Source organism: Psychrobacter sp. K31L (genome assembly GCF_017942195.1).
GTDB classification, from domain to species: domain Bacteria; phylum Pseudomonadota; class Gammaproteobacteria; order Pseudomonadales; family Moraxellaceae; genus Psychrobacter; species Psychrobacter glaciei.
Genome location: NZ_JAGKSC010000004.1, coordinates 219480 through 241381, shown reverse-complemented (window position 1 = coordinate 241381; position 21902 = coordinate 219480). Strand labels below are relative to the sequence as shown.

Annotated in this window: 20 protein-coding genes; 8 read left to right on the top strand and 12 right to left on the bottom strand. The window is 45.2% G+C overall.

Annotation, left to right across the window (positions count from 1 at the left end):
• Nucleotides 1-13 precede the first annotated feature (13 nt).
• Nucleotides 14-835, bottom strand: a complete 822-nt coding sequence (locus tag J5X94_RS08680) for a PaaX family transcriptional regulator (RefSeq protein WP_210540967.1) — start codon at nucleotides 833-835, stop codon at nucleotides 14-16.
• Between the two features lie 70 nt (nucleotides 836-905).
• Here J5X94_RS08680 and J5X94_RS08675 point away from each other — a divergent pair, with 70 nt between their 5' ends.
• Complete coding sequence (locus J5X94_RS08675; RefSeq protein WP_228293210.1) at nucleotides 906-2555, top strand: isovaleryl-CoA dehydrogenase; 1650 nt, start codon at nucleotides 906-908, stop codon at nucleotides 2553-2555.
• Nucleotides 2556-2637: 82 nt separating this feature from the next.
• Here J5X94_RS08675 and J5X94_RS08670 read toward each other — a convergent pair whose 3' ends face one another.
• A complete protein-coding gene (locus J5X94_RS08670; protein ID WP_210540965.1) occupies nucleotides 2638-3687 on the bottom strand; it encodes a homocysteine S-methyltransferase family protein in 1050 nt (349 codons plus the stop codon).
• A gap of 43 nt (nucleotides 3688-3730) precedes the next feature.
• On the bottom strand, nucleotides 3731-4381 hold the full coding sequence (locus J5X94_RS08665; protein WP_189583761.1) for a DUF2939 domain-containing protein: 651 nt from the start codon (nucleotides 4379-4381) through the stop codon (nucleotides 3731-3733).
• Between the two features lie 399 nt (nucleotides 4382-4780).
• Between J5X94_RS08665 and dnaJ the strand changes: the two genes are divergently transcribed.
• The 3 genes from dnaJ (at nucleotide 4781) to J5X94_RS08650 (ending at nucleotide 7948) form a co-directional block, all read left to right on the top strand.
• Complete coding sequence (gene dnaJ / locus J5X94_RS08660; protein ID WP_189583758.1) at nucleotides 4781-5911, top strand: molecular chaperone DnaJ; 1131 nt, start codon at nucleotides 4781-4783, stop codon at nucleotides 5909-5911.
• Between the two features lie 183 nt (nucleotides 5912-6094).
• On the top strand, nucleotides 6095-6949 hold the full coding sequence (dapB, locus tag J5X94_RS08655) for a 4-hydroxy-tetrahydrodipicolinate reductase (RefSeq protein ID WP_210540964.1): 855 nt from the start codon (nucleotides 6095-6097) through the stop codon (nucleotides 6947-6949).
• A 96-nt stretch (nucleotides 6950-7045) separates the two neighbouring features.
• Nucleotides 7046-7948 (top strand): hypothetical protein, encoded by a 903-nt coding sequence (locus J5X94_RS08650; protein ID WP_194620558.1) that lies wholly within the window; start codon nucleotides 7046-7048, stop codon nucleotides 7946-7948.
• Between the two features lie 91 nt (nucleotides 7949-8039).
• On the opposite strand, the gene J5X94_RS08645 is transcribed toward J5X94_RS08650, so the two are convergent.
• The 8 genes from J5X94_RS08645 to erpA all read right to left on the bottom strand — a co-directional run bounded on the left by J5X94_RS08645 (nucleotide 8040) and on the right by erpA (nucleotide 16650).
• Nucleotides 8040-9215 carry a type III PLP-dependent enzyme gene (locus J5X94_RS08645; RefSeq protein ID WP_010197659.1) on the bottom strand — a complete coding sequence of 392 codons (1176 nt, stop codon included), beginning with the start codon at nucleotides 9213-9215 and terminating at the stop codon, nucleotides 8040-8042.
• 110 nt (nucleotides 9216-9325) lie between these two features.
• A complete protein-coding gene (gene def / locus J5X94_RS08640) occupies nucleotides 9326-9880 on the bottom strand; it encodes a peptide deformylase (RefSeq protein WP_201589135.1) in 555 nt (184 codons plus the stop codon).
• Nucleotides 9881-10079: 199 nt separating this feature from the next.
• Nucleotides 10080-10334 (bottom strand): GlsB/YeaQ/YmgE family stress response membrane protein, encoded by a 255-nt coding sequence (locus J5X94_RS08635; protein WP_010197661.1) that lies wholly within the window; start codon nucleotides 10332-10334, stop codon nucleotides 10080-10082.
• A 432-nt stretch (nucleotides 10335-10766) separates the two neighbouring features.
• Nucleotides 10767-12272, bottom strand: a complete 1506-nt coding sequence (gene mpl, locus J5X94_RS08630) for a UDP-N-acetylmuramate:L-alanyl-gamma-D-glutamyl-meso-diaminopimelate ligase (RefSeq protein ID WP_210540963.1) — start codon at nucleotides 12270-12272, stop codon at nucleotides 10767-10769.
• 371 nt (nucleotides 12273-12643) lie between these two features.
• A complete protein-coding gene (locus tag J5X94_RS08625; RefSeq protein ID WP_210540962.1) occupies nucleotides 12644-13282 on the bottom strand; it encodes a copper resistance protein NlpE N-terminal domain-containing protein in 639 nt (212 codons plus the stop codon).
• A gap of 504 nt (nucleotides 13283-13786) precedes the next feature.
• Entirely contained in the window at nucleotides 13787-14314 is a 528-nt protein-coding gene (locus J5X94_RS08620; protein WP_010197670.1) for a disulfide bond formation protein B, read from the bottom strand.
• 58 nt (nucleotides 14315-14372) lie between these two features.
• Nucleotides 14373-15947 (bottom strand): glutamate--cysteine ligase, encoded by a 1575-nt coding sequence (gshA, locus tag J5X94_RS08615; protein WP_210540961.1) that lies wholly within the window; start codon nucleotides 15945-15947, stop codon nucleotides 14373-14375.
• 322 nt (nucleotides 15948-16269) lie between these two features.
• Nucleotides 16270-16650 carry an iron-sulfur cluster insertion protein ErpA gene (gene erpA, locus J5X94_RS08610; RefSeq protein WP_227669969.1) on the bottom strand — a complete coding sequence of 127 codons (381 nt, stop codon included), beginning with the start codon at nucleotides 16648-16650 and terminating at the stop codon, nucleotides 16270-16272.
• A 418-nt stretch (nucleotides 16651-17068) separates the two neighbouring features.
• Between erpA and J5X94_RS08605 the strand changes: the two genes are divergently transcribed.
• Nucleotides 17069-19090, top strand: a complete 2022-nt coding sequence (locus J5X94_RS08605; protein WP_210540960.1) for an ABC-F family ATP-binding cassette domain-containing protein — start codon at nucleotides 17069-17071, stop codon at nucleotides 19088-19090.
• 99 nt (nucleotides 19091-19189) lie between these two features.
• Here J5X94_RS08605 and J5X94_RS08600 read toward each other — a convergent pair whose 3' ends face one another.
• Nucleotides 19190-19552, bottom strand: coding sequence for a septal ring lytic transglycosylase RlpA family protein (locus J5X94_RS08600; protein ID WP_189583719.1), 363 nt, complete (start codon nucleotides 19550-19552; stop codon nucleotides 19190-19192).
• A 493-nt stretch (nucleotides 19553-20045) separates the two neighbouring features.
• Between J5X94_RS08600 and J5X94_RS08595 the strand changes: the two genes are divergently transcribed.
• From J5X94_RS08595 to J5X94_RS08585, 3 genes are all read left to right on the top strand, one after another.
• Nucleotides 20046-20318 (top strand): hypothetical protein, encoded by a 273-nt coding sequence (locus J5X94_RS08595; RefSeq protein ID WP_210540959.1) that lies wholly within the window; start codon nucleotides 20046-20048, stop codon nucleotides 20316-20318.
• 72 nt (nucleotides 20319-20390) lie between these two features.
• Nucleotides 20391-21413: a DnaJ C-terminal domain-containing protein gene (locus J5X94_RS08590; protein WP_210540958.1), complete on the top strand. Its 1023-nt coding sequence runs from the start codon at nucleotides 20391-20393 to the stop codon at nucleotides 21411-21413.
• Nucleotides 21414-21497: 84 nt separating this feature from the next.
• Nucleotides 21498-21830 carry a chaperone modulator CbpM gene (locus J5X94_RS08585; RefSeq protein WP_201589179.1) on the top strand — a complete coding sequence of 111 codons (333 nt, stop codon included), beginning with the start codon at nucleotides 21498-21500 and terminating at the stop codon, nucleotides 21828-21830.
• Nucleotides 21831-21902: the final 72 nt, after the last annotated feature.

Genomic DNA, 21902 nt, shown 5'->3' with positions numbered 1-21902 from the left:
AAAATGACCTTTTTTATAAGTTACCTTCTTTAAAAAACGCATACCAAAGGCGACGACCTTCACTATTGAAATGCCTGACGGTATCAAAAAACTGTTGCCGTGCGCGCTCATTGACCAGTGGTGCAGGCAGCAATGGATCAAAAATCACACTGCGGATACCAGAATCACCGAGCATATAGACTTCACGTAAGGCAGTATCACGCGGTAGTGTATCTTTAGCAGCCGACCAGTCATGCAACCGTTGCGAGATTTCTTTATAGCTTGCTTCCAGCTGCATATCGGACCAGAGTGACAACGCCTTGTCCTGTCGAACGCTATCAAAGGCGCTGGCTTTAAAGACGGCGGCTTCCTCTCCTAAGCCGAGATCTAACAGTCGCGCGCGTATGGTTTCGACGCCGCCCGATAGATTGTTGGGGCGCAGATAAAGACCGGTCTGCAGCTCGCGGAAACCTAACAAAGAAAGCGCGCGAGCACGGGCGCGGAGCACTTTACGGTCGCTACGTGGTAGGCCGCCCGTGGTAACAGCAATCCATGAGTTGTCCCACTCTGTCACGCGCTGATCAGCCGTCGACCATGCCGCTACATCAGCACCCAGTTTTTGCCCCTCAGCACCCAAGCGATAAATAGCAGCATCGACTGCCTCGACCAGTCCCGCTTGCGTCAGCCGTGCTATGGTCACGCGCACGCTATTTTCGGTCATATCAAATAGCGCACCCGCACGAACGGCCTCAGCAGCCGTCAAAGTTTCCTCATCCGCTACAGTCAGTAGTCGCAAAAGGAGAAGACGCGGCGTTGGCCAAGAAGTATTACTATTTTTGACAATATTTGATTTCATATGTAATATTAACATTGTACTATGGAAGGTACAAGCCAAAGCGATCTATCAAATAAGGATGTTGTCGATAATGAATCAATTTAATACACATGAGGTGTGCAATCAGCCGGTTGCGCTAGAAAATTATAATGCATGGCAGACCGACATAGCCTTGATGGAAGCGGTTGCTCGCGAGGGCGGATCATGGGCGCAGGATCATCTGAGCGCATTTGGCGTTCGTACTGGTGGCGATTTGATTGATAGTGGTTTTGCTGCCAATGAAAATCCTCCTACACTTCGCAGTTTTGACCGCTATGGTCATCGGATAGATGAGGTCGAGTTTCATCCTGCCTATCATGAGCTGATGGCAGCTGGGATGGAATACGGCATGAGTAGCTTTGCTTGGCGCCATGAAAATCGTGAAGGGGCGCATGTGGCACGGGCGGCGGTGATGTATCTTGGCTCGCAGGCGGATGCAGGCTTTGGTTGCCCGATGTCGATGACTTATGCAGCGATTCCTGCGCTACGCCATGCACCAGCTCTGGCAGAAAAATGGTTGCCCAAGCTGTTATCAGCAGAATATGATCCACGTAGCCTGCCGATGGAACAAAAGACGGGCTGTACTATCGGTATGGGCATGACTGAAAAGCAAGGCGGCTCAGACCTACGGCGCAATACCACCAGAGCGCTTCGTCAAAAGGATGGAAGCTATGAGATCATCGGTCACAAGTGGTTTTTTTCAGCGCCGATGTGTGACGCGCATTTGGTGCTGGCACAGACCGAAGGCGGTCTTAGCTGTTTCTTAGTACCGCGCTTTTTGCCCGATGGTACGCGCAACGCGGTTCGGATACAGCGCTTAAAAGATAAGCTGGGCGATTGGTCTAATGCCTCATCCGAGGTCGAGTTTCATGGTGCGTTCGGTGAATTGGTTGGTGTAGAAGGGCGCGGCATCGTCACAATTTTAGAGATGGTAGCGTTAACCCGTTTGGATTGTATGATTGGCTCGTCAGCGCAGATGCGCCAAGCCGTTGTGCAAGCGATTCATCATACCAGCCAGCGCGAGGCTTTTGGCAAACTGCTGGTCGATCAGCCTTTGATGCGCAATGTATTGGCGGATTTGGCGTTGGAGTCTGAAGCCGCCGTTGCTCTGACCATGCGCGTTGCTCGCGCGGTTGAAATGAGCGGCAAAGATCCGCATGAGACTGCGTTGGCACGCATTGCGACCGCCATTGGCAAGTACTGGATATGTAAGCGCGCACCCGTATTAATCAATGAAGCGCAGGAGTGTCTAGGCGGTATCGGCTATGTAGAAGAGAACATTTTGCCACGCCTTTATCGGCAAGCGCCATTGAATTCTATCTGGGAGGGCAGTGGCAATGTGCAGTGCCTTGACGTACTACGCGCCTTACGCAAAGAGCCAGAAACGCGCGAAGCTCTATTCGCCGAACTGCAAAATGCTGCTGGCAAGAATGCGCATTATGATGCCGAACTTAAATGCTTGGCGGCACGTTTCGAGGATCTTGAGACGCTTGAGTTTCGAAGTCGCTATGTGATTGAGCGCTTGGCATTGATGCTACAGGCGTCGATTTTTCTGCTGGGAGATCATACAGACATCGCGACAGAATTTTGCCGCTCGCGTATTGCAGGTGAGCACGGGCTAACCTTTGGCACCTTGAGCCCCGATGCGCCAGTGGCGCAATTAATTGAACGTGCTGCGGGCGCAACCACAGCAGTGCTATAGATTATCCAGCTAGGGTGGCGTTGTGTATGGCGATTGTGAGAACTTTAAGATAGCTCGTAGTATAAATACCAGCGTCACTTTTTTACGGTGTATCTTTTATATGCTGGGCAAGTAAGGCAATGTGCTCGACGCCAATCCCGCAGCAGCCACCGATGATATCCGCGCCAGATGCTTGCCAAAGTGTGGCCCATTTTAGGTAATGCTCAGGTGTGGTGTCTGTGCGTATTTGGCGCAATTGAGCGTTGGCTTGCTTATGGACTTGCTTGGAAGCAAAGGCATTGGCGTAGACACCAAGTTGTTGCGTGCCTCCTGCTTCGTTGACAATGGCTTTGGCGACCTGCAGTGCTGAATCCATGACCTCAGGTTGACTACAGTTGAACAGTATTGCCGCCACATCCAAAGCCATCATGGTGCGAACGGCCTCTGCTACTGTTTCGCCAGAGCGTAACGTGGGTGTATTTACTGGGTTTGCTTCGCTGCTGTTATCAGTGATGTCTAGCTGACTGTCGTCTAGCGTAAAGGCAATCCAAATAGGTTTTGGCGTCGCCTCGTTTTCATTCTCTGTAAATTCGGTAATCAACTGCTGCCATGTTGTCGCTTCTATAATGCTGCTTTGGGTTTCCACCAGCCAAATATCCACATAAGCTATTTGCGCGGCTAATAATGGACGGGCTATCACTGGTGCTTGCTTTGGGTCGAATAAATCGGGTCGATAAGAGCCAAACAATGGCGGCAAACAACCAGCGATTTTTACAGGGGCTATTATAGGGGCAGCACTGGCAATAGAGGTTATGCTAATAAGCTTTTTGCTTTCTTGTACAGCTTCAAAAGCGAGCTTGGCGGCCGTTTCTATCAGCTGTTCGCCATCACTAAAGAATTTAGCGCCTAAATGGTAAGGGGTCACCGCGTAGCTATTGACCGTAATGACAGTAGCACCAGCTTTTATATAATCTAAATGAATATCACGAACGCTCTTTGGTGCCAAACTCAATGCCAGCGCCGACCATTCAGGCTGCCGAAAAGGCGCACCGCGCCGTTCAAGCTCACGTCCCATTCCACCATCTAACAACGTGATTGGAGGACGAGCGTCAGATTGAGCGCGAATGCCCTGAGGTCTTATTTGAGTTGGCATGACAATCTCACTTCTAAGATAGTGCAATAGTAAATTAGGCGTATTAAGGCAACACGATATCAACGATTTTCCAATGAATCAGACCGTCGCGCTGCATCTCTATCGTGAGCGGGTAGCCTTTTACTTGACCGCTAATAGTGAAGCAATTAATACCGCAATAGCTCAATGTCGGCTTGTCGCTGTCTGATCCTTGTGCCGCCTGCTGCTCGAGTTCCGCTGCTTGTTTTTTCATGATTTGCTGCATCTGGTTTTGAACCACTGCATTGACATCGCCGCGCTGGATGATTAAGTTTTGAATCAGGTTTTTGAGGTCGACTTGATTGCTCGCGATAGCCCATGCAGCGGCTAGCTCTTTTGTTGCGCTATTGGCTTGACCTTGAGTATTGATGACTTTTTCGATGTTTTGCGGGGTGATGGCACCAGCAACTGCTTGCGTGATAAAGCCATTGGCTGCGTCAGTTAACGGCGCACCGCCCAGCTCAGCAACCAATGGATATTGAGTCATGGTATTGGCAAATTGATCGGTCAATTGAGTTTCGATACTTGGACGCAGCTGCTCATAATCAATGGCGGCAGCGATAGCGGCACCGTCTTTGGCATCGTAAGCGTTTTTGAGCTGATAAGCACTATAATAAGGTGAGCCCGCATAGATGGTCACAGCAATTATGATCAATAAAACCAGCAGTTTTTTCATAAAAATTCTTACCTTATCGCAAACTTAATCGGCATCAATATGGCGCTAAATATTAGCACGACTTAACCTTGGGCGGGTATAAAAAGCTTTGTCCATTTACTACCAAAATCTTTTTTGATCTGACCAAACCTAGCGAGTCGGTAATTTCATGAGGTCAAAGCTTGATAAATTACTCAGCTATCTCCATAAATAGCGCAAACTTTTAATAATTGATTTGGCTAAGCAGCATCCCGCCGTATTCGCTTATAAGATTCATACCATTATTGCTTCCATTCGCTCGTGTTCTGCTATGTTTCATGTGAAACCTAACAGAACAATCGAGTACAGAAACAAGGCGATAGTTGATTTGGTTTGGTGAATCGACCAGCAGGCGGCACTGTAAAGACGATAGGAGAGCCCATGAGTAAGCGCGATTTTTATGAAGTATTAGGTGTCAATAAAACCGCTGATAGTAAGGAAGTGAAACGAGCTTACCGCAAGCTGGCGATGAAATATCATCCAGACCGCAATTCTGATGATCCTGATGCCGAAGACAAGTTTAAAGAAGCGTCCATGGCTTATGAAGTGCTTAGCGATGAAAGCAAGCGCTCTGCTTACGATCGGATGGGGCATTCAGCCTTTGAAAATGGCATGGGCGGCGCTGGCGGTGCTGGTGGCGGCAACTTCCAAGACATCTTTGGCGATATCTTTGGTAACTTTGGCGATATCTTTGGTCAATCACGTGGCGGCGGCGGTGGACGTTCACGTCGCGGCTCAGACTTGCGTTATGTCATAGAGCTGACCCTAGAAGAAGCGGTACGCGGCTGTAAAAAAGAAATCAGCTTTACCGCGCCTGCACCTTGCGATACTTGCGATGGTAAGGGTGCAAAAAATGCCTCTGATGTCGTGACTTGCCAGATGTGTCATGGTCAAGGTCAAGTTCGTATGCAGCAAGGATTCTTTGCCGTTCAGCAAGCTTGCCCACAGTGTGGCGGCTCTGGAAAACAGATTAGAAACCCTTGTTCTGACTGTCATGGTAATGGCGTCAAAGACAAATCACGCACGTTAGAAGTATCTATCCCAGCAGGCGTTGATGATGGTGATCGCGTCCGTTTATCGGGCGAAGGTGAAGCTGGCGGGGCAGGTGTGCAAAATGGCGATCTATACGTTGAAGTACGCGTCAAACCGCACAATGTCTTTACCCGTCAAGGTGCCGATCTCTATATGGACGTGCCAGTGAGCATTACCGATGCGGCATTGGGTAAAGAAGTTGAGATTCCAACCCTAGATGGCAAAGTCAAAATCAAGGTCGCCGAAGGGACGCAAAGTGGTAAATTATTACGTGTCCGCGGCAGAGGTGTGACGCCAGTACGTACGACCATGAAAGGTGATTTGATTTGCCGTGTGGTCATCGAGACGCCAGTTAATTTGACTCGCGAGCAAAAAGACCTGTTACGTCAATTCCAAGATACGCTCGACGGTGATAGCAAGCATCAACAGTCACCGCATAAAAAATCATTCTTCAAAAAGATTGGTGACTTATTCGATTAAGTGAGTTGTTTCAATCACTCGTTTGATTGGATGACTAAATAAAAACCCCCAGTGTTTCACATGAAACACTGGGGGTTTTTATTGGAAGTATAAAAAACCATTCAGGCGGTGATATTTGCTAAACTTACGACAAATAGCATTCAGAAATTGATCTATTAATAATAAAATTTTTAGGATAAAAATATGAGTCAACAGATAACTGAGCAAGTAATCACTAGCGCAAACAAAGAAGCCATCAAAGTCGGTGTCATCGGTGCTGGCGGTCGTATGGGGCGTATGCTCATTGAAGCCGTACAAGATAACACGCAAACCACGCTTAATGCCGCGATTGAACGCCAAGGATCTAGCCTTGTGGGTGCGGATGCGGGCGAAGTCGCTGCTATCGGACGTTTAGAGGTACAAATTGTCGATGATTTGCAGACAGTGATAAATGACATCGATGTGCTGATTGATTTTAGTTTGCCTGATGCGACTGAACAAAATATGCAGATTTGCGCGGCCAACGATGTGGCGATGGTCATCGGCACGACTGGCTTCAATGAGCAACAAGAGCAAGTATTGGCAACGGCAAGTGAAAAAATTGCCATCGTCTACGCGGGCAACTATTCAACAGGTGTTAATCTGTCATTAAAATTGCTCGGCATGGCGGCAAAAGCATTTGGCAATGATGCAGATGTAGAAGTCATTGAAGCGCATCATAAGCATAAAATCGATGCACCATCGGGTACGGCTTACATGATGGCAGAAGCGGTCGCAGAAGCACGTGGACAAAACTTAAAAGACGTTGCCGTTTATGGTCGTGAAGGGCAAACGGGCGAGCGCGAAGCAGGCACTATTGGTATTCATGCCATTCGCGGTGGTGAAATCATTGGTGATCATACCGTGATGTTTATTGCTGACGGTGAAGTCGTCGAGATTACCCATCGCGCGCGCGCACGGATGACCTTCGCTGCTGGCGCTGTACGTGCCGCAACTTGGGTTATTAAGCAAAAAGTTGGGCAATACAATATGCAAGATGTTTTGGGTCTAAATGACTAAAATTTGAATGACTAATGACTAATGACTAATGTTTGAGTGATTATAGCTTCTTGATTGCTGGTTTGATGGATGCTGAATAGTGGTGAGGATAGGCGTATGAATAAGGCTAAATTGACTATAAAAGCTAAGCTCAGTAGCGCTTTGACTTCTCTCAAAAGTGTTAGCTACGTACGTCAAACAGCATTTACCCTGACCTTTAGCGTAATCATAGCTATCTTACCAGCCACCGTACAAGCGGCCACTTACCAAACCTACGTCATTCATACCTATGGTGGCGATGCATTATTGCCATCAGTCCGTCAGCAGCTAAATACCAGTCGCGATGGCGGCACGGTTGCAACCTATCAGGATAAGCTGGTACTCCGCACGACTGCCGCCAACTATCAAGCAATACAGCAGCTATTGAGCAAAATTGACCGCCAACCACAAGCGTTAACGGTCGTTGTGCGTGTGGGCAATAATAGCAGTACCCAAGGTAGCATCCAGCAAGGGCGAGTTATTATCACCAATCGCGGTATTCAAGGCGCAGGCGTGATTAACCAGCGCAACAGTCAACAGCAAGGCAATAATTTATATCAAGTACAAACGCTGTCAGGCAGTGCCGCGAGTATCAGCACAGGCACGCTCTATGCGCTGACTCAGACTAATACGTACCCAACTTATAATCGCCCGTCGGGACAGATTATTATTCAGCAGCAAGTATTATTGCCAACGACGCAAGGTATTGCCGTTACGCCAAGGCTGCTTGCCAATGGTCAAGTCGAAGTGCAGTTATCACAAGTTGAAGAGAGGCTCGTGCGTTCTAATGCGTCTTATAATCAAAATAGCCATCAAGCCATTCAAGGTCAGCGCTTAGATAGTACTATTATCGTGCCACGTGGACAGTGGGTGACTATCGGTCAGATTTCACAGAATAGCCAAACCCAACGCTCAACTTATGCAAGTAATCGCGCTATGAATAATACTAACAGCATGCCAATCTGGATAATGGTGCAATAGCATTGCATGGATTAATCTTGTTTTTGACATAAAAAAGCGCGGCACTGCGAATCACAGTACCGCGCTTTTTTTAAATAATACTGACGAAATGCTAGTCAATATAAATCACTTCTAACGGTGGAAAACCATTGAACTCAACAGACGAATACGAGTTAGTATAAGCGCCAGTGGTTAGCCAAAAGATTTTATCACCAATTTCCAGCTCTTCTGGCAACTGATAGCCTGCTTCTTCATACATGATATCCGTTGAATCACAAGTTGGACCGGCTAACACGACCGTACCTTCGCTGGTTGACGTTTCCATCTTAGGCGTATAAACAGGATACTTGATCGCTTCACCCAAGGTTTCAATTAAGCCTTGGAATAAGCCCACATCGGTGTATACCCAACGCGTCAAATCGGTGTTCGACTTACGCGAAATAAGCACCACATCGCTGACCAGCACCCCTGAACCACCAACCAATGAACGACCGGGTTCTAGGATAATCTCTGGCATGTCTTCGTCATTATAGTCATCCGTCAAATAACGAGTGATTTCTTCAGCATAGACTTTTACCGGATTGACTTCGCTGATATAGTTGGCTGGAAAGCCGCCACCTAGGTTAATCATTTGCAGCTTAATATCTTCTTCGTTTTTCATCCAGTCAAACATATATTTAACTTTGGCTAAGGCATCATCCCAAGCGGCAACGTCTTTTTGTTGGCTACCCACATGGAACGAGATGCCATAAGGCACCAGACCCAAATCACGGGCTTGAATCAACAGCTCAATCGCCATATTCGGATGACAACCAAACTTGCGTGATAATGGCCATTCAGCGGTCTCAGAGCCCTGTACTAAGATACGCACAAAGATTTTTGAACCAGGGGCATGCTTAGCAATATTTTTTAGATCGGCTTCTGAGTCAGTCGCATACAAATCAATGCCTTTCTCAAATGCATATTTGACATGTTCTGCTTTTTTGATGGTGTTGCCGTAAGAAATACGCGATGGCTCAACACCGCAGTCAAGGACACGGTCAAGCTCATAAATGGACGCACAATCAAAGTTTGAACCAAGCTCGGCCAGTAAATTAATGACCTCAACTGCAGGGCTGGCTTTCATCGCATAATGCAACTTGGCATTCGGAAAGAAACCAACCATTTCGTGATATTTGGTTTTGATACGGCTAAGGTCCACCACTAAAAATGGGGTTTCGCGACCTTCGGCAGCTTTGGTGAATTTCTGCCAGCCGGCAGGGTCAAAATATTGGTCAATTTTGATCATGGTCATGGTAGGAAACCTCTAATAAAAACAATATGTGGTGGATAATAAAAAATAGCGCTGCTTTAGAATGGTCGAGCAAAAAGCCCCAAACGATCTAAAGGCGGGTTGTATTAAGCATTGGTGGTTTGCGGCTGTTTTTCAGCGGATTGCTCGCCCTGTTTTTCACGTATTTTAAGCACTTTACGAACTTTGTCACGCGCTCGAGTTTGTTTGAGACGTGATAAATAATCGACGAATATGACCCCGTTCAAATGATCCATTTCATGCTGAATACAGACGGCAAGTAAGCCTTCTACTTCTTCATCGATTTTTTCACCATTCTCATCTAAGGCTTCAATACGCACTTTGTTTGGGCGCTCAACACTGTCATAGACTTCAGGTACAGACAAACAACCCTCTTCGTACGGTTGCTTTTCTTCCACCAATGGCGTGACTTTCGGGTTAACAAAAACCTTAGGATCATTTTTGTCTTCTGACAAATCGATAACGATGAGCTGAATATGACGATCTACTTGACTGGCAGCCAAACCAATACCTTGGGCATCATACATGGTCTCAATCATATCAGCGATTAAGGTTTTTATTTCAGCAGTGACTTCCTTGACAGGCTTTGCAAGGGTGCGTAAGCGCGGGTCTGGATAGCTTAAGATAGGGAGTAATGCCATACGGCTCACCTCAATAATAAATATAAAATAGTGGAGCTATTATAAGATAAATGGGGACAAAAGTAATGCTTATCAATGCCACCTGTTGATATCGCTGTGTTTATGTCGCTATGGATAAGCGCAATACAGCCAGACAATAAAAAAGGTCTCGCTTATCGCCAGACCTTTTTTTGTCAATCGTATATCACATTAAACGTGATTAGATACGACGCTTGCTCATAATCATCTCATAGATGAACAGCAAGATTATGGCACCAATTACTGAGAATATTAGACCAGTAAAACCGCCATCAGCATTTATACCGATTAGTCCGGCTAAGAATCCACCTACTAAAGCACCAACAATACCCAATACAATGGTCATTATCCAACCCATAGGGTCGCTACCTGGCTTGATAGCTCGTGCCAATAAACCTGCAACCAAACCTACAATAATCATCCAAATAAAGCTCATATCATTCTCCTAAATTTATTATCAATTATATGTTATTTATTAATTCGTTTATTAATTTCGATAACTACATTGTAGGGACTGTCTAGAACTAAAGGTAAGCGCGAAATGTTACCAGTGTATGAGCTGTGTGAGGAAAACCCTCGATTTGCTAAGATACACGTAGGATAAGTAAATGAAAGGTTAAGAAGGTAGCGAAGTCGCAAACGTAGCTCATAGTTTATGACTTATGAGTTATGGCTATTGCAAATGCTGAGACATCCCAAAGTAATCAAAAAGTCTGATAATAAAAAAGCGTTGCTCATTCATAATAAGCAACGCTCTTATTCAAAACCAAATCTGCACTAGCTAGGGCGTGTCATCAATTAGCACATTGATACATCTTACATAGCCTTGTTACGTGGCCTTGTTACGTGGCCTTTTTACATAGCTTTTTTACGTAGCCTTGTTATGTAGCGTAGTTAATAAGCGTTGATGAATACCTTCAAAACCACCATTAGACATAATCACAATGGCATCACCAGCTGTTGCATGCGTGTCGATATGTTCGATAATGGCATCGACCCTAGAGAGCACTTGTTGGTTGCCCATAGTAGAGTTTGTAGCAGTGGCCTTATCAATGACGTCTTTTAGACCCCATTCTAGTCCTGTCGGCTCATACCATAGGGTATAGTCGGCGAGAGCCGCGGACTCAGCCAAGCTGTCTTGATGAATGCCCATTTTCATGGTGTTACTACGTGGCTCAATGATGGCCCAAATACGTCTGTTCGCCAGTTTCTTTTTGGCACCATCTAACGTAGTGGTAATGGCAGTAGGGTGATGGGCGAAATCATCAAAGACTAAGATGTCATTTACCTCACCGATCAGCTCCATGCGACGTTTAATACCAGCAAAGGCAGACAATGCAGCACAAGCCGTTTTGACACACACACCAACATTATAAGCTGCCGCAACAGCCACCAGCGCATTATTCACGTTATGAATGCCGCTCATCGACCAGTCGACGACTCCCGTGGCGTCTTTATCAGCAGCGTCAGCAACAAAACTTACGCTAAACTGACCACCATCTTCGCTGATAAGCTCAGCCTGCCACTCGCTGTTATTGTCTAAATGCTCATCTTCTACATTGATAGTGTTTGCTGCTGAATCGAGCACGGTGGTTCGCCAAACGGGTGTCCAAACGCCTTTTGCCAATGTATCCTCTAAGCTAGCAGTCGCCGCGGGCATAATAATTTTACCAGTGCTCGGAATCATGCGCACCATATGATGAAATTGGGTCTGAATAGCATTGAGATCCGCAAAAATATCCGCATGGTCAAATTCAAGGTTATTTAAAATAGCCGTACGCGGGCGGTAATGAACGAACTTTGAACGCTTATCAAAAAATGCAGAGTCATACTCATCTGCTTCAATGACAAAATAGCCAGTATTTGCCGAATCGTCATTATCAATTTTGTCAGCACCCAAATAACTGCTGTGAGCGAAGACCTGCTGTAAACGCTCATCAGTGGTATCGACAAGTGGCACACCGCCGATTAAAAACCCAGTGTCGATACCTGCATAATGTAATATCCAAGCGAGCATGGTCGTCGTCGTGGTTTTGCCATGAGTACCAGCAACGGCTATCACATGACGCGATTGCAATACCTGCTCAGATAAAAACTGCGGCCCTGAAGTATAGCGTAGACCCGTGTCCAGCATATACTCGATGACATCCATGCCGCGCTTCATGGCATTACCAACGACGACCAAATCTGGCGCTGGTTGCAAATGCGCCACCAGATAGCCTTGCTCAATGGTCACGCCCGCGTTTTCAAGTTGGGTGGACATCGGCGGATAGACATTGGCATCTGAGCCTGTGACCGTATGTCCAAGCTCGCGCGCCAGCAAGGCCAACGAGCCCATAAAAGTACCACAAATACCAAGAATATGAATATGCATAGACGTTCCGTGCGAGCTTAAATGAAAAGAATAAAAATACAGTATTATCCCAAAAGTTACCGATATCAACCGTGGCTTTTTAGGACACACTTAACCTAAATGTCGCTATTACTGGTTATATTGCTGTAGCAAGAACTAAAAGTAATCGCCAACCAATCAGGAGGGCAGACAAGGGCTTATTGTAAAGTAAACACTGTTGGATGACCAATAAAAAACGCCTGATAGATAGGCGTCATTCAACGGATGGTTTGGCTTACTTAGCATCATTGGATGCCGCGATATTAGGGTGTGTTTGATCCTTCGACGATGGTATTGAAAGCGCCTATTTATGGCTGTTCAACATGCCCTAAATATTTTGTGCCGCTGCTTTTTTATTTGCGTGACAGCGTGTAGTCGTTGTCAGGTTTTTTATACTCATCTATCATCACCAAATGGTTGTCTTGGATATGGTAAGTTTCGATATTTTTGCTTTCATAAACAATCGTAATCGTATCATTGTCTTGTCTATAGATACCCGACTCAAGCAGTGGCTGGCGCGGCGGCTCAGCATTGTTATAGAGGCTCTTTTTTAGTACTGAGCCATCAGCAAACAAGTTCAGAGTAATGTCGATATTGTCGCAAGACGAGCAAGGAACCATACCACCATAATCGCCCATCAATGTAGCTTGTAGCGCACTATCATTATTTGACTCTGAAATCATCGGTGCGCTACGTGCATGCGTGTCACCAGTGGGCTGTGCGGCGCTAATAAGGGATTGTCCAGTATCTGCATTAGCCAGCGCATCAGCGTTCGCTTGCTCATTGTCTTGCGAGTCATCGGCGACCCCTTGCAGATCAGAGCGCTCCGCATTATCGACGGGGGCAACTTTAGTGCTCACCCCTTTATTAGTCGTAGACGAAGAACTGTCGCAACCGAGAAGTAGCAAACAGATGGGCACCGCTAACAGCAGTCGACCAGAGCGTTTTATGGTTTTAGAAGTAGTAGAGAAAATAGACGTAAGATATATCATGGCATACCAAAAACAGTTTTTAATATAGATTCTAGAAACGTTACGAGTATTGTCAGTTAAGATCGATTTCGCGCTATTATCAGGGACAAAAGCGGACAAGCTTACCGAGACTAAATCAGCATTAGGCGCTGATAGTATGCGTTTATCGGTTGGTATCGATCAATGATAGGGTTAAGCTTATTGGACATGGTGCTTATTAGGCAATGGCTTGCAGTTAATGACAGGATAGCCAAAGCATATCCTTATGCCAACTGTGCACATAAGCTGTCATACAATATCAAAGCATCACAGATGCCTATGTGGACTTTTTGTTATCAAGCGGTATGATAAAGAGGATAAGTGGGATGAAGGGGCAGTGAATGCAGTGAACAAGGGCGTTTAGAATTAGTAATGACGATAAAGAAAGAATAAAAAAATGGCAAACCTCTATATCTAGAGAGTTGCCATTTTATGAAAAGATAAAGGGTTACCGTTTTATTGAACCGTCAATCGCTTCAGTTATCATTAAGCACGACGAACAGCTGCGGTAGGGCGGATGATACGCCACAATATCAGTACGTGTACGATTAATAGAATACTAAAAAGAATCAGTGATTGCTCAGGAATACTTAAGCCCATAAGTGTCCAGTCGACAGAGGCGCATTCGCCAGAGCCTGCAAAAACTTCTTTAAACACTTGCAGAATAGGAAGGGTGTCCATCCAATAGTTCAGACCTGGACCACACGAAGGGACTTGATCGGCAGGTAGATGTTGTAACCAGACATGACGCGCAGCAACCGCAGTCGCCCAGCCAATACCTGCTAAGCTACCAAGCCATAATATGAGTCTTACCACTTTAGATTTTGGATTAAACAGTGCTGATATTAAGGCAAAACCGCCCATTACTATGAGGCCAACACGTTGAAAAATACAAAGTGGGCAAGGTGATAGACCCAGATGGCGCTGTAAATAGAACAGCGCAAAACTCATTCCTATCACTGCCATTAATACTAAAAATACTTGCAAGTTACGGTAAGTGGTTAGCTGTTGCATTGGTCGAATACTCTTATAATATAATCAATAAAACACTATCAACAATAACAAAGGTTAATTAGCGGTACTGTTGTAAGAAGTCCATAAAGTCTTCTGTTTCAGCCACTTCAATCTCTGCTTGCTGTAGTATTGATTTTTCAGCCAATACTTCATATTTGGCTTGCGTATTGGGGCTAAGGGTTTGCTGCAATAGAGAATCACGATGCTGCTGCGCTAGGGTAAAGCCCAGCTGCCATAAACTGCCTAGACGTTTGCTATCAGAGTTTACTTGCGCCGATATGGTCGACTCAGAATGTCCCGCTTTGCCTTGCATCAACGCCACCGCCGCACGGTAATCATTGCCACCATAATGCGCATCGAGTAGGGCTGCTAGTGGTTGCATACGACCTAAGTGCATCAGCATCCAGCTTTCTAGTGACTGCTCCGCACCATTGTTAATGATGTGCAAATTGTCACGGCGACCTTCATTGACCACGCGCTCAAGATTGATGGCCAAAGCTTCTTCCTCTTCAGGCATCAATTCAGGCGAATCATTCAGTAAGCAATACAGCGCCATCACTTCTAAGAAACAAGCGCTAGATAGACGGATACCGATATCGCTATACGGATCAAGATCGATGGCGCGGAACTCGACGTAAGCAATCCCGCGACGCTCAAGTGCCTCGGTAGGGGTCTCGCCACTCATCGCAATTTGTTTAGGACGTATCGGGCTATAGTATTCATTTTCTATTTGCAGAATATGATTATTAATCTGGATAGGATTGCCATCAGCGTCATTTAAACCAAGCTTCTCAAAGCTCTCATGTGGCGTTTGAATCGCACGGCGCAGTCCAGCGACATATTCTGGTAGATAGTTATAGCGGATATCGAGGTGTTCTTGCACACTATTGGTATAGCCAAGCTTGCCCATACGCAGGCTAGTGGCGGCAGGCTTATAATAGGTTGAATCGTTCAGCAGCTCCAAATCGTGCTCGCGCCCTGATATAAAGCAAGGACACACACTTGGACTGGCACCTAGCAAATACAACACGAGACTGGTCAAACGCTTAAAGTTGCGAATAAGCCCTAAATATTTCTCGTTCTTGAAATCTGTCAACGTTTGGGTTGGGGTGGCGGGTGCTTTCGCTTGCCACGCTTCAAACAGACCATCACCGAAAGATAAGTTGTAATGTAGACCAGCGATGGTCTGCATGCGGCGACCATAACGGATGCCTAGACCACTGCGATATAGGGTTTTCAGCTTACCAGTGTTAGAGCTGCCATAATTCGCCAATGGGATATCTTCATCTTTGGACGACAGCATACATGGCATAGACAGTGGCCACATCAGCTCACCCTCAGGCATACCTTGATACACCAATACGTGCAGCTGACGCAGCATGTTTAGCGTCTCTTTTGGGGTGGCTTTTGGGTCGGTGATGAGCTCAAGCAAGCTCTCTGAATAATCAGTGGTGATAAACGGATGGGTGAGTTTTGAGCCCAATTTGGCTGGATGCGGGGTCTGTGCCAAAAAACCGTCAGGCTTAACGCGTAAGCCCTCTTTTTCGATACCGCGGAGCATACCCGTTAAATGCTGAGTATCAAACCAATTGGGGATTTCAAAGCTAACAAAGCTAGGCACAAAATTACTCATAATAGTCATCTATTGTTATTTGTTATGGCGGCTCAAAACACGACTGGTGTATGACCATCAAAGAGGTGGGTATTTAGGTTGATAATGACGTCAGTTTAGCTCAAAGCGACCCTGAAAACCACGGACAATTACAAATACAATAAGCTTTAGGCGAAGTGATTTGTCTGGATTTCGGCACTTTTTTTTAGGAAAACTGGTCAAGAATACAGCTTGGTTATTACTACTAGGTCTTTATAAAAAAAGCATCTACCCGAGAGATAGATGCTTCGACTGTCAGACTCTAGGCTGCTTAACATTAACATAGCGCTACAGTCTATTCAGATTAAATAGAGAATGACGAACCACAGCCGCAAGTCGTGGTTGCATTTGGATTGGTCACGACAAAGCGTGCGCCTTCTAATCCTTCGGTATAGTCAACGGTAGAGCCTTGCAGATACTGATAACTTAGCGAATCGACAACCAAGGTCACATCGTCATTGTCAAAGTTGGCATCATCTTCATTCAACTCATTGGCAAAGTTGAAACCGTAAGAAAAACCTGAGCAGCCACCGCCAGTCACATAGACGCGTAGCATAAGATCGCTATCACCTTCTTCTTCACGTAGGCGACGTACTTTTTGTGCGGCACTATCAGTTAGGCTTAATATCGTTGGATCTACTGGCTGGCTTGAGCTTGGGCTAAATTGGTTGGCTGATTCGTTCATATCTACCTCAGTTGCTAGGATCAAATGCGGTCGTCGTCCTGTTTGGGTTTGCAACTAACATCGTTGCAAATAAAGATACGCGCGGCGTTTGATTCGATTGGGTGCTGTCATTATGGCAAAGTCGTTGCAATATTATAAGGTTGGTATTTGGGCTACTACTATATTAATAGTCTGCTGGCATTAATCTTTTGGCAGTATATCATAATGGGGGTGACGATTCGTTTGTCAAGAGTGACAGTCGTCAACGCGGGTTTTATGACAGGGTTTTTTAGCATAATAACTGATTGGTTTTGAAATAGTTATTTAATCGTTTGCCTATAAGGCAAGCGTTTGAAATAATAGCCGCCAGTCAGCATGCCAGATGTGTGTTTTTCTTATTGCCTTATATTTTATATTACTGTTGAGATGAAGAAATTATATGATCGAATTTAAAGACGTTGGTGTTCGCCGTGATGGTCGTGAATTGTTTGCAGGTGCAAGCTTCCAGCTCCATCCGGGCCACAAAGTTGGCTTAACAGGCAACAACGGCACTGGTAAATCGACCTTGTTTGCTTTACTGCTGACTCGAATGGGCACTGGCGATACCGAGGTCACACTTGATAGGGGCGAAGTGAGCATCCCTGATAGCTGGCATGTGGCGCATATGGCACAGGAAGTTGGTGCAAGTAGCCAGTCTGCGATTGATTATGTATTGAGCGGTGATGAGCAATGGTATGAGATTAATGCCTCTTTGAATGATTTGAGTAGTGTTAGTGATGAGCAGATTGGGGTGTTGCATCAGCAGTTCGACGAAATTGATGGGTATCGCACACCGACCAAAGCCGCGCAAATCATGGCAGGTCTTGGTTTTAATACGAGCCAGCATGAGCTACCGGTAGAAGGGTTTTCGGGCGGCTGGCGTATGCGTTTGAACCTTGCCAAAACCCTGATGAGCCGTGCTGATCTTATGTTACTCGATGAGCCAACCAACCATTTGGATTTGGATGCGATCCTTTGGCTAGAAACGTGGATCAATGCGTTTACCGGTCTAGTGATCGTCATCTCGCATGACCAAGCATTTTTGGATGCGACGGTTGGTCATATTCTTCATGTAGAACAACAAAAAATCACCCTTTATACGGGTAATTATCAGCAGTTTATTCGTACTCGTCATGAGCGTATGGCGCAGCAGCAGCAAGCATTTGAAAAACAAGAAGCAACCAAGGCGCATTTGGATGACTTTATTCGTCGTTTCCGTGCCAAAGCCAGTAAAGCCAAGCAAGCCCAAAGCCGTATCAAGCAACTTGAACGTATGGCTGAGCTGTCACCAATGATGGCGGACAACCCGTTCTCGTTCCGCTTTTATGAGCCAGCAAATATGAGCTCACCACTGATTGAGCTGACCAAAGCAGATATTGGTTATAGCGACGTACCACTGCTGCATAATGCCAATGTGCAGGTGACGCCGGATACGCGTCTCGGCTTACTAGGCATGAATGGCGCAGGTAAATCAACACTTATTAAGGCATTGGTGGGCGAGCTTGGCGTATTAACAGGAACGTATCGTGTCTCTGATACCCTTAAACTTGGTTATTTTAACCAGCATCAAATGGATATTCTTGATGCAAAGGCAACCCCAATAGAGATGTTGCGTCGTCTAGCAGGCAAAACGTCTGATGCGATGCTACGTTCGTTTTTGGGTAGTTTTGACTTCCGTGGAGAGCGCATTGATACCCCAAGTGAATTATTCTCTGGTGGTGAGCGTGCGCGTTTGACGCTAGCATTAATTGTTTGGCAACGTCCGAACGTCCTCGTCCTTGATGAGCCAACCAACCATTTAGACTTACAAATGCGCCAAGCGTTGACCATCGCGCTACAGGGCTTTGAAGGGGCAGTGGTACTGGTTTCGCATGATCGCGAATTGATTGCGAATGTCTGTGATGATCTGTTCTTGGTACATGATGGTATTATCGAAGAGTTTGATGGTGACATCAGCGACTATGGCAAGTGGCTGGCAGAAAAGCGTAAACAAGAGAATGCACCAGATAAAAACACTGGCAAGAAAAAAAGTAAAAAAGAGAGCAAGAAGTTTGTTTCACGTGAAACAACTGACAGTCAAGTGAGTAGTAAAGCGTCTAATGCACCTTCAAAAAACAAAGCCGCTGAGCCTACGCTTAGTAAAGAAGAGCAGCGCAAACTGGCCGCCGAACAACGTAAGTTGACCGCACCAATTCGCCGTGAAATTGAAAATACAGAGAAAGCACTGGCTAAAATTGATGTGCAGTTAATTGCTCTAGAAGAAAAATTGGCCAACACGGATCTCTATGAAGACAGCCGAAAGTCCGATTTATTGGTGTTGCTCAATGAGCAAACCGCGCTACAGCAGCAGCACAGCGACCATGAAGAAAAGCTATTGCTAGCGATGACCACGCTAGAGGAAATGGAAGCAAATGCTCGTTAAGCAATATGGTTAGCACAATTAACGGCTTATTATATGGTCGCTAATTGATAAAATCAGACATAAAAAAGGGAGAGCGTTAGCTCTCCCTTTTTCATTACATTATTCCTTACGGTATCTACCATCACCATAAGAGAGTATCTTCATACTGGTCGTACAAAGTTGACAGTCTATCTTACCAGCAGCGGCTTTAGATAAATCAAGAATGCGTCCTCGGATGAAAGGTCCTCTATCCGTAATTTTTACTATCACGCTCTGCTTTGTCTTTCTATTGGTCACTTGTACCTTCGTACCGAATGGCAACGTTCTGTGCGCCGCAGTCAAGGAGTTCATGTTGAAGATACTGCCACTGGCTGTGCGCTTACCATGAAACTTATTACCATAATAGCTGGTGTTACCGGCAAAAACGGTGGTAGTCAGCAGTAGTGATAAAGTGATAACTAAAGACTTGATGAAATAAGACATTTAATACCTTTAAATGATTTATAAAATAGACAGATAAGCTTGCCTATATTATTCATACTCCCTATGAGTATAAACATTATATTCATTTTACAATACATAGCTTGTCATATCCTTACCGTTCTGTAAAAGAACGCTAGAGGTCACATATACACATATCGAAAATTAAGAAAATGGACCGTTAAAGTCCAAAATAAAGCACGAAATCCAAAGAAAAACTATTGTGTTGTAGACGATGTTAGCAGTGATTTAAGCAACGTCTTTATAGTGGTTAGGCCTTACGAAATAGCGGCTGTGGCTGAATTTTCCATCGATTTACTGAAATAACTTAGCGCTGTTGTGTTTTTAATAAAAATTGAACATAAGTTGATGTAAATAAAAATTGCTAGATTCTTACATTTTTGTAAAGCGTACAACTTGAATATTATTCTAGGGCGTATCTTCACTTCAAAAATGGTATGTTGAATAAGTTGCGATGGTTTTAGTCGCTGCTGCCATGATTTTTTTTGGCGAGCGTTTCAGCAGTTTCCATGGCGAGATGTGTGCGATTAGAGAGAATTTTAGATTTTATGATATTGAGTTTTTGGAGACGGCATTATTTGCACAAGATATGCTATGTTTGAAGAATGAGCAGTCAGATAAGGTGCCATCTGCATTGAGTAATAAAACCATGCCAATCAAAGTGACATTATGGCAACAGTTGTCAAAGAATAATAATGCCAAAATCGTCGTGACATCTACCAATATAATGACGCAGGCGAAAAATTAAATATTCATTCATTATCCCCATATTATGTATTAACTGAATTTATTAGAAATAAATACGATAAGGAAAAACAATATGGCAGAGAAAAATTACTATGACATTTTAGGGGTCAAAAAAGACGCCTCAGACGCCGATATCAAGAAAAAATACCGTAAGCTTGTCCGTCAATTCCATCCTGATGTCAGTGACGATCCAGACGCTGACAATAAGATTGCTGTGATTAATAACGCCTATGAGACCATCCGCGATAAAGACAAGCGTGCTGAATACGATGCGATGCTAAACAATCCGTTTGCTGGTCAAGGTGGCACTAGTGGTTTTGGTGGTCAATCAGCAGGCGGCGGGCAGGGCGGTTTCCGCTGGGAAGACATCAAAGACCAGTTTGGTGAGGGTGAAGCGTTTGGCGATGGTAGCTTTCGCTTTGATGATATCTTTTCTGCATTTGGTCGCGGTGCGCGTGGTTCAGCGAATGGGCAGGCAGGTGGTCGCTCTCAAAATGGTGGCTTTGACCAATTTGGTGGCGGTTTTGGAACGCAAGATAGCAAGGGTCAAGACCAACATGCAGAGATTACCGTTGATTTGTCTTCGGTGTATAGCGGTGACGACTACAGTATTAAATTAAACGTTCCGGTTCGTCAGCCTAATGGCAGTGTCGATTACGAAAATAAAACCCTCAAAATTAAAATTCCTAAAGGCATCACTGATGGCAAACAAATTCGTTTGACAGGTCAAGGTGCGGCTGGCGGCGGTAATGGTAAAAACGGTGATTTATTTTTAAAAGTGAAAATCCGTCATGCAGACAATATTCGTATCGAAGGTGTTGATGTTTATCAAACCGTCAACATCGCACCATGGGAAGCCGCGTTGGGTGAAAAAATCAACCTCACGACACCAGCAGGTACGCTTGGTGTGACGATTCCTAAAAATAGCAAATCCGGTAGCAACTTGCGCTTAAAAGGTAAGGGCATCCCTGCCAAGCAAGCGGGCGATTTGTATTTAACTTTAAACATCGTCAACCCTGATATCAGTACCGAAACCGCTACCCAAGCTTATGAGCAGCTGAAACAAGCTTTTTCTGATACCAATATCAGTCGTTAATGACCGCCAAGAAATACTTAAATCGAAGCAGAGATAAAGACCATACGATAACAATAAAATAAAGAGCAAACGAGGATAATCGCTATGAAACACTCGCCTGAATTTACCGATATTATCATGAGCTTAGATGAGCTAGTATCGGCCTGTGGCCAAGAGCGCCAATGGGTTATCGAATTGATTGAAGAAAACATCATCGAATACGATGTGCCAGAACGCCAGCAGTTTACTGGCTATCAGCTAACGATTGTGCGCCGTGCGTCACGTTTGAGTCGTGACTTTGAAGCCAGCGTGCCAGCGATTGGTTTGATACTAGAGCTATTAGGTGAGGTGGAGCAACTCCGCCAATTAAAACATCAGCTGGATATGCAAGCACCCGTCATTGAAGTGGATATTGAACACTCAAAGCAGCCGCATTAGCAGTAAAGATCAGACAACAAAAAAGGGCCTTGATAGACCCTTTTTTATTGCCAGAATGAATAACGGGCTAAA

Bases quoted from the DNA above. Each gene is read 5' to 3' on its own strand.
- J5X94_RS08680 (WP_210540967.1), bottom strand. From the start codon at position 835: ATGAAATCAAATATTGTCAAAAATAGTAATACTTCTTGGCCAACGCCG.
- J5X94_RS08675 (WP_228293210.1), top strand. From the start codon at position 906: ATGAATCAATTTAATACACATGAGGTGTGCAATCAGCCGGTTGCGCTA.
- J5X94_RS08670 (WP_210540965.1), bottom strand. From the start codon at position 3,687: ATGCCAACTCAAATAAGACCTCAGGGCATTCGCGCTCAATCTGACGCT.
- J5X94_RS08665 (WP_189583761.1), bottom strand. From the start codon at position 4,381: ATGAAAAAACTGCTGGTTTTATTGATCATAATTGCTGTGACCATCTAT.
- dnaJ (WP_189583758.1), top strand. From the start codon at position 4,781: ATGAGTAAGCGCGATTTTTATGAAGTATTAGGTGTCAATAAAACCGCT.
- dapB (WP_210540964.1), top strand. From the start codon at position 6,095: ATGAGTCAACAGATAACTGAGCAAGTAATCACTAGCGCAAACAAAGAA.
- J5X94_RS08650 (WP_194620558.1), top strand. From the start codon at position 7,046: ATGAATAAGGCTAAATTGACTATAAAAGCTAAGCTCAGTAGCGCTTTG.
- J5X94_RS08645 (WP_010197659.1), bottom strand. From the start codon at position 9,215: ATGATCAAAATTGACCAATATTTTGACCCTGCCGGCTGGCAGAAATTC.
- def (WP_201589135.1), bottom strand. From the start codon at position 9,880: ATGGCATTACTCCCTATCTTAAGCTATCCAGACCCGCGCTTACGCACC.
- J5X94_RS08635 (WP_010197661.1), bottom strand. From the start codon at position 10,334: ATGAGCTTTATTTGGATGATTATTGTAGGTTTGGTTGCAGGTTTATTG.
- mpl (WP_210540963.1), bottom strand. From the start codon at position 12,272: ATGCATATTCATATTCTTGGTATTTGTGGTACTTTTATGGGCTCGTTG.
- J5X94_RS08625 (WP_210540962.1), bottom strand. From the start codon at position 13,282: ATGATATATCTTACGTCTATTTTCTCTACTACTTCTAAAACCATAAAA.
- J5X94_RS08620 (WP_010197670.1), bottom strand. From the start codon at position 14,314: ATGCAACAGCTAACCACTTACCGTAACTTGCAAGTATTTTTAGTATTA.
- gshA (WP_210540961.1), bottom strand. From the start codon at position 15,947: ATGAGTAATTTTGTGCCTAGCTTTGTTAGCTTTGAAATCCCCAATTGG.
- erpA (WP_227669969.1), bottom strand. From the start codon at position 16,650: ATGAACGAATCAGCCAACCAATTTAGCCCAAGCTCAAGCCAGCCAGTA.
- J5X94_RS08605 (WP_210540960.1), top strand. From the start codon at position 17,069: ATGATCGAATTTAAAGACGTTGGTGTTCGCCGTGATGGTCGTGAATTG.
- J5X94_RS08600 (WP_189583719.1), bottom strand. From the start codon at position 19,552: ATGTCTTATTTCATCAAGTCTTTAGTTATCACTTTATCACTACTGCTG.
- J5X94_RS08595 (WP_210540959.1), top strand. From the start codon at position 20,046: ATGATTTTTTTTGGCGAGCGTTTCAGCAGTTTCCATGGCGAGATGTGT.
- J5X94_RS08590 (WP_210540958.1), top strand. From the start codon at position 20,391: ATGGCAGAGAAAAATTACTATGACATTTTAGGGGTCAAAAAAGACGCC.
- J5X94_RS08585 (WP_201589179.1), top strand. From the start codon at position 21,498: ATGAAACACTCGCCTGAATTTACCGATATTATCATGAGCTTAGATGAG.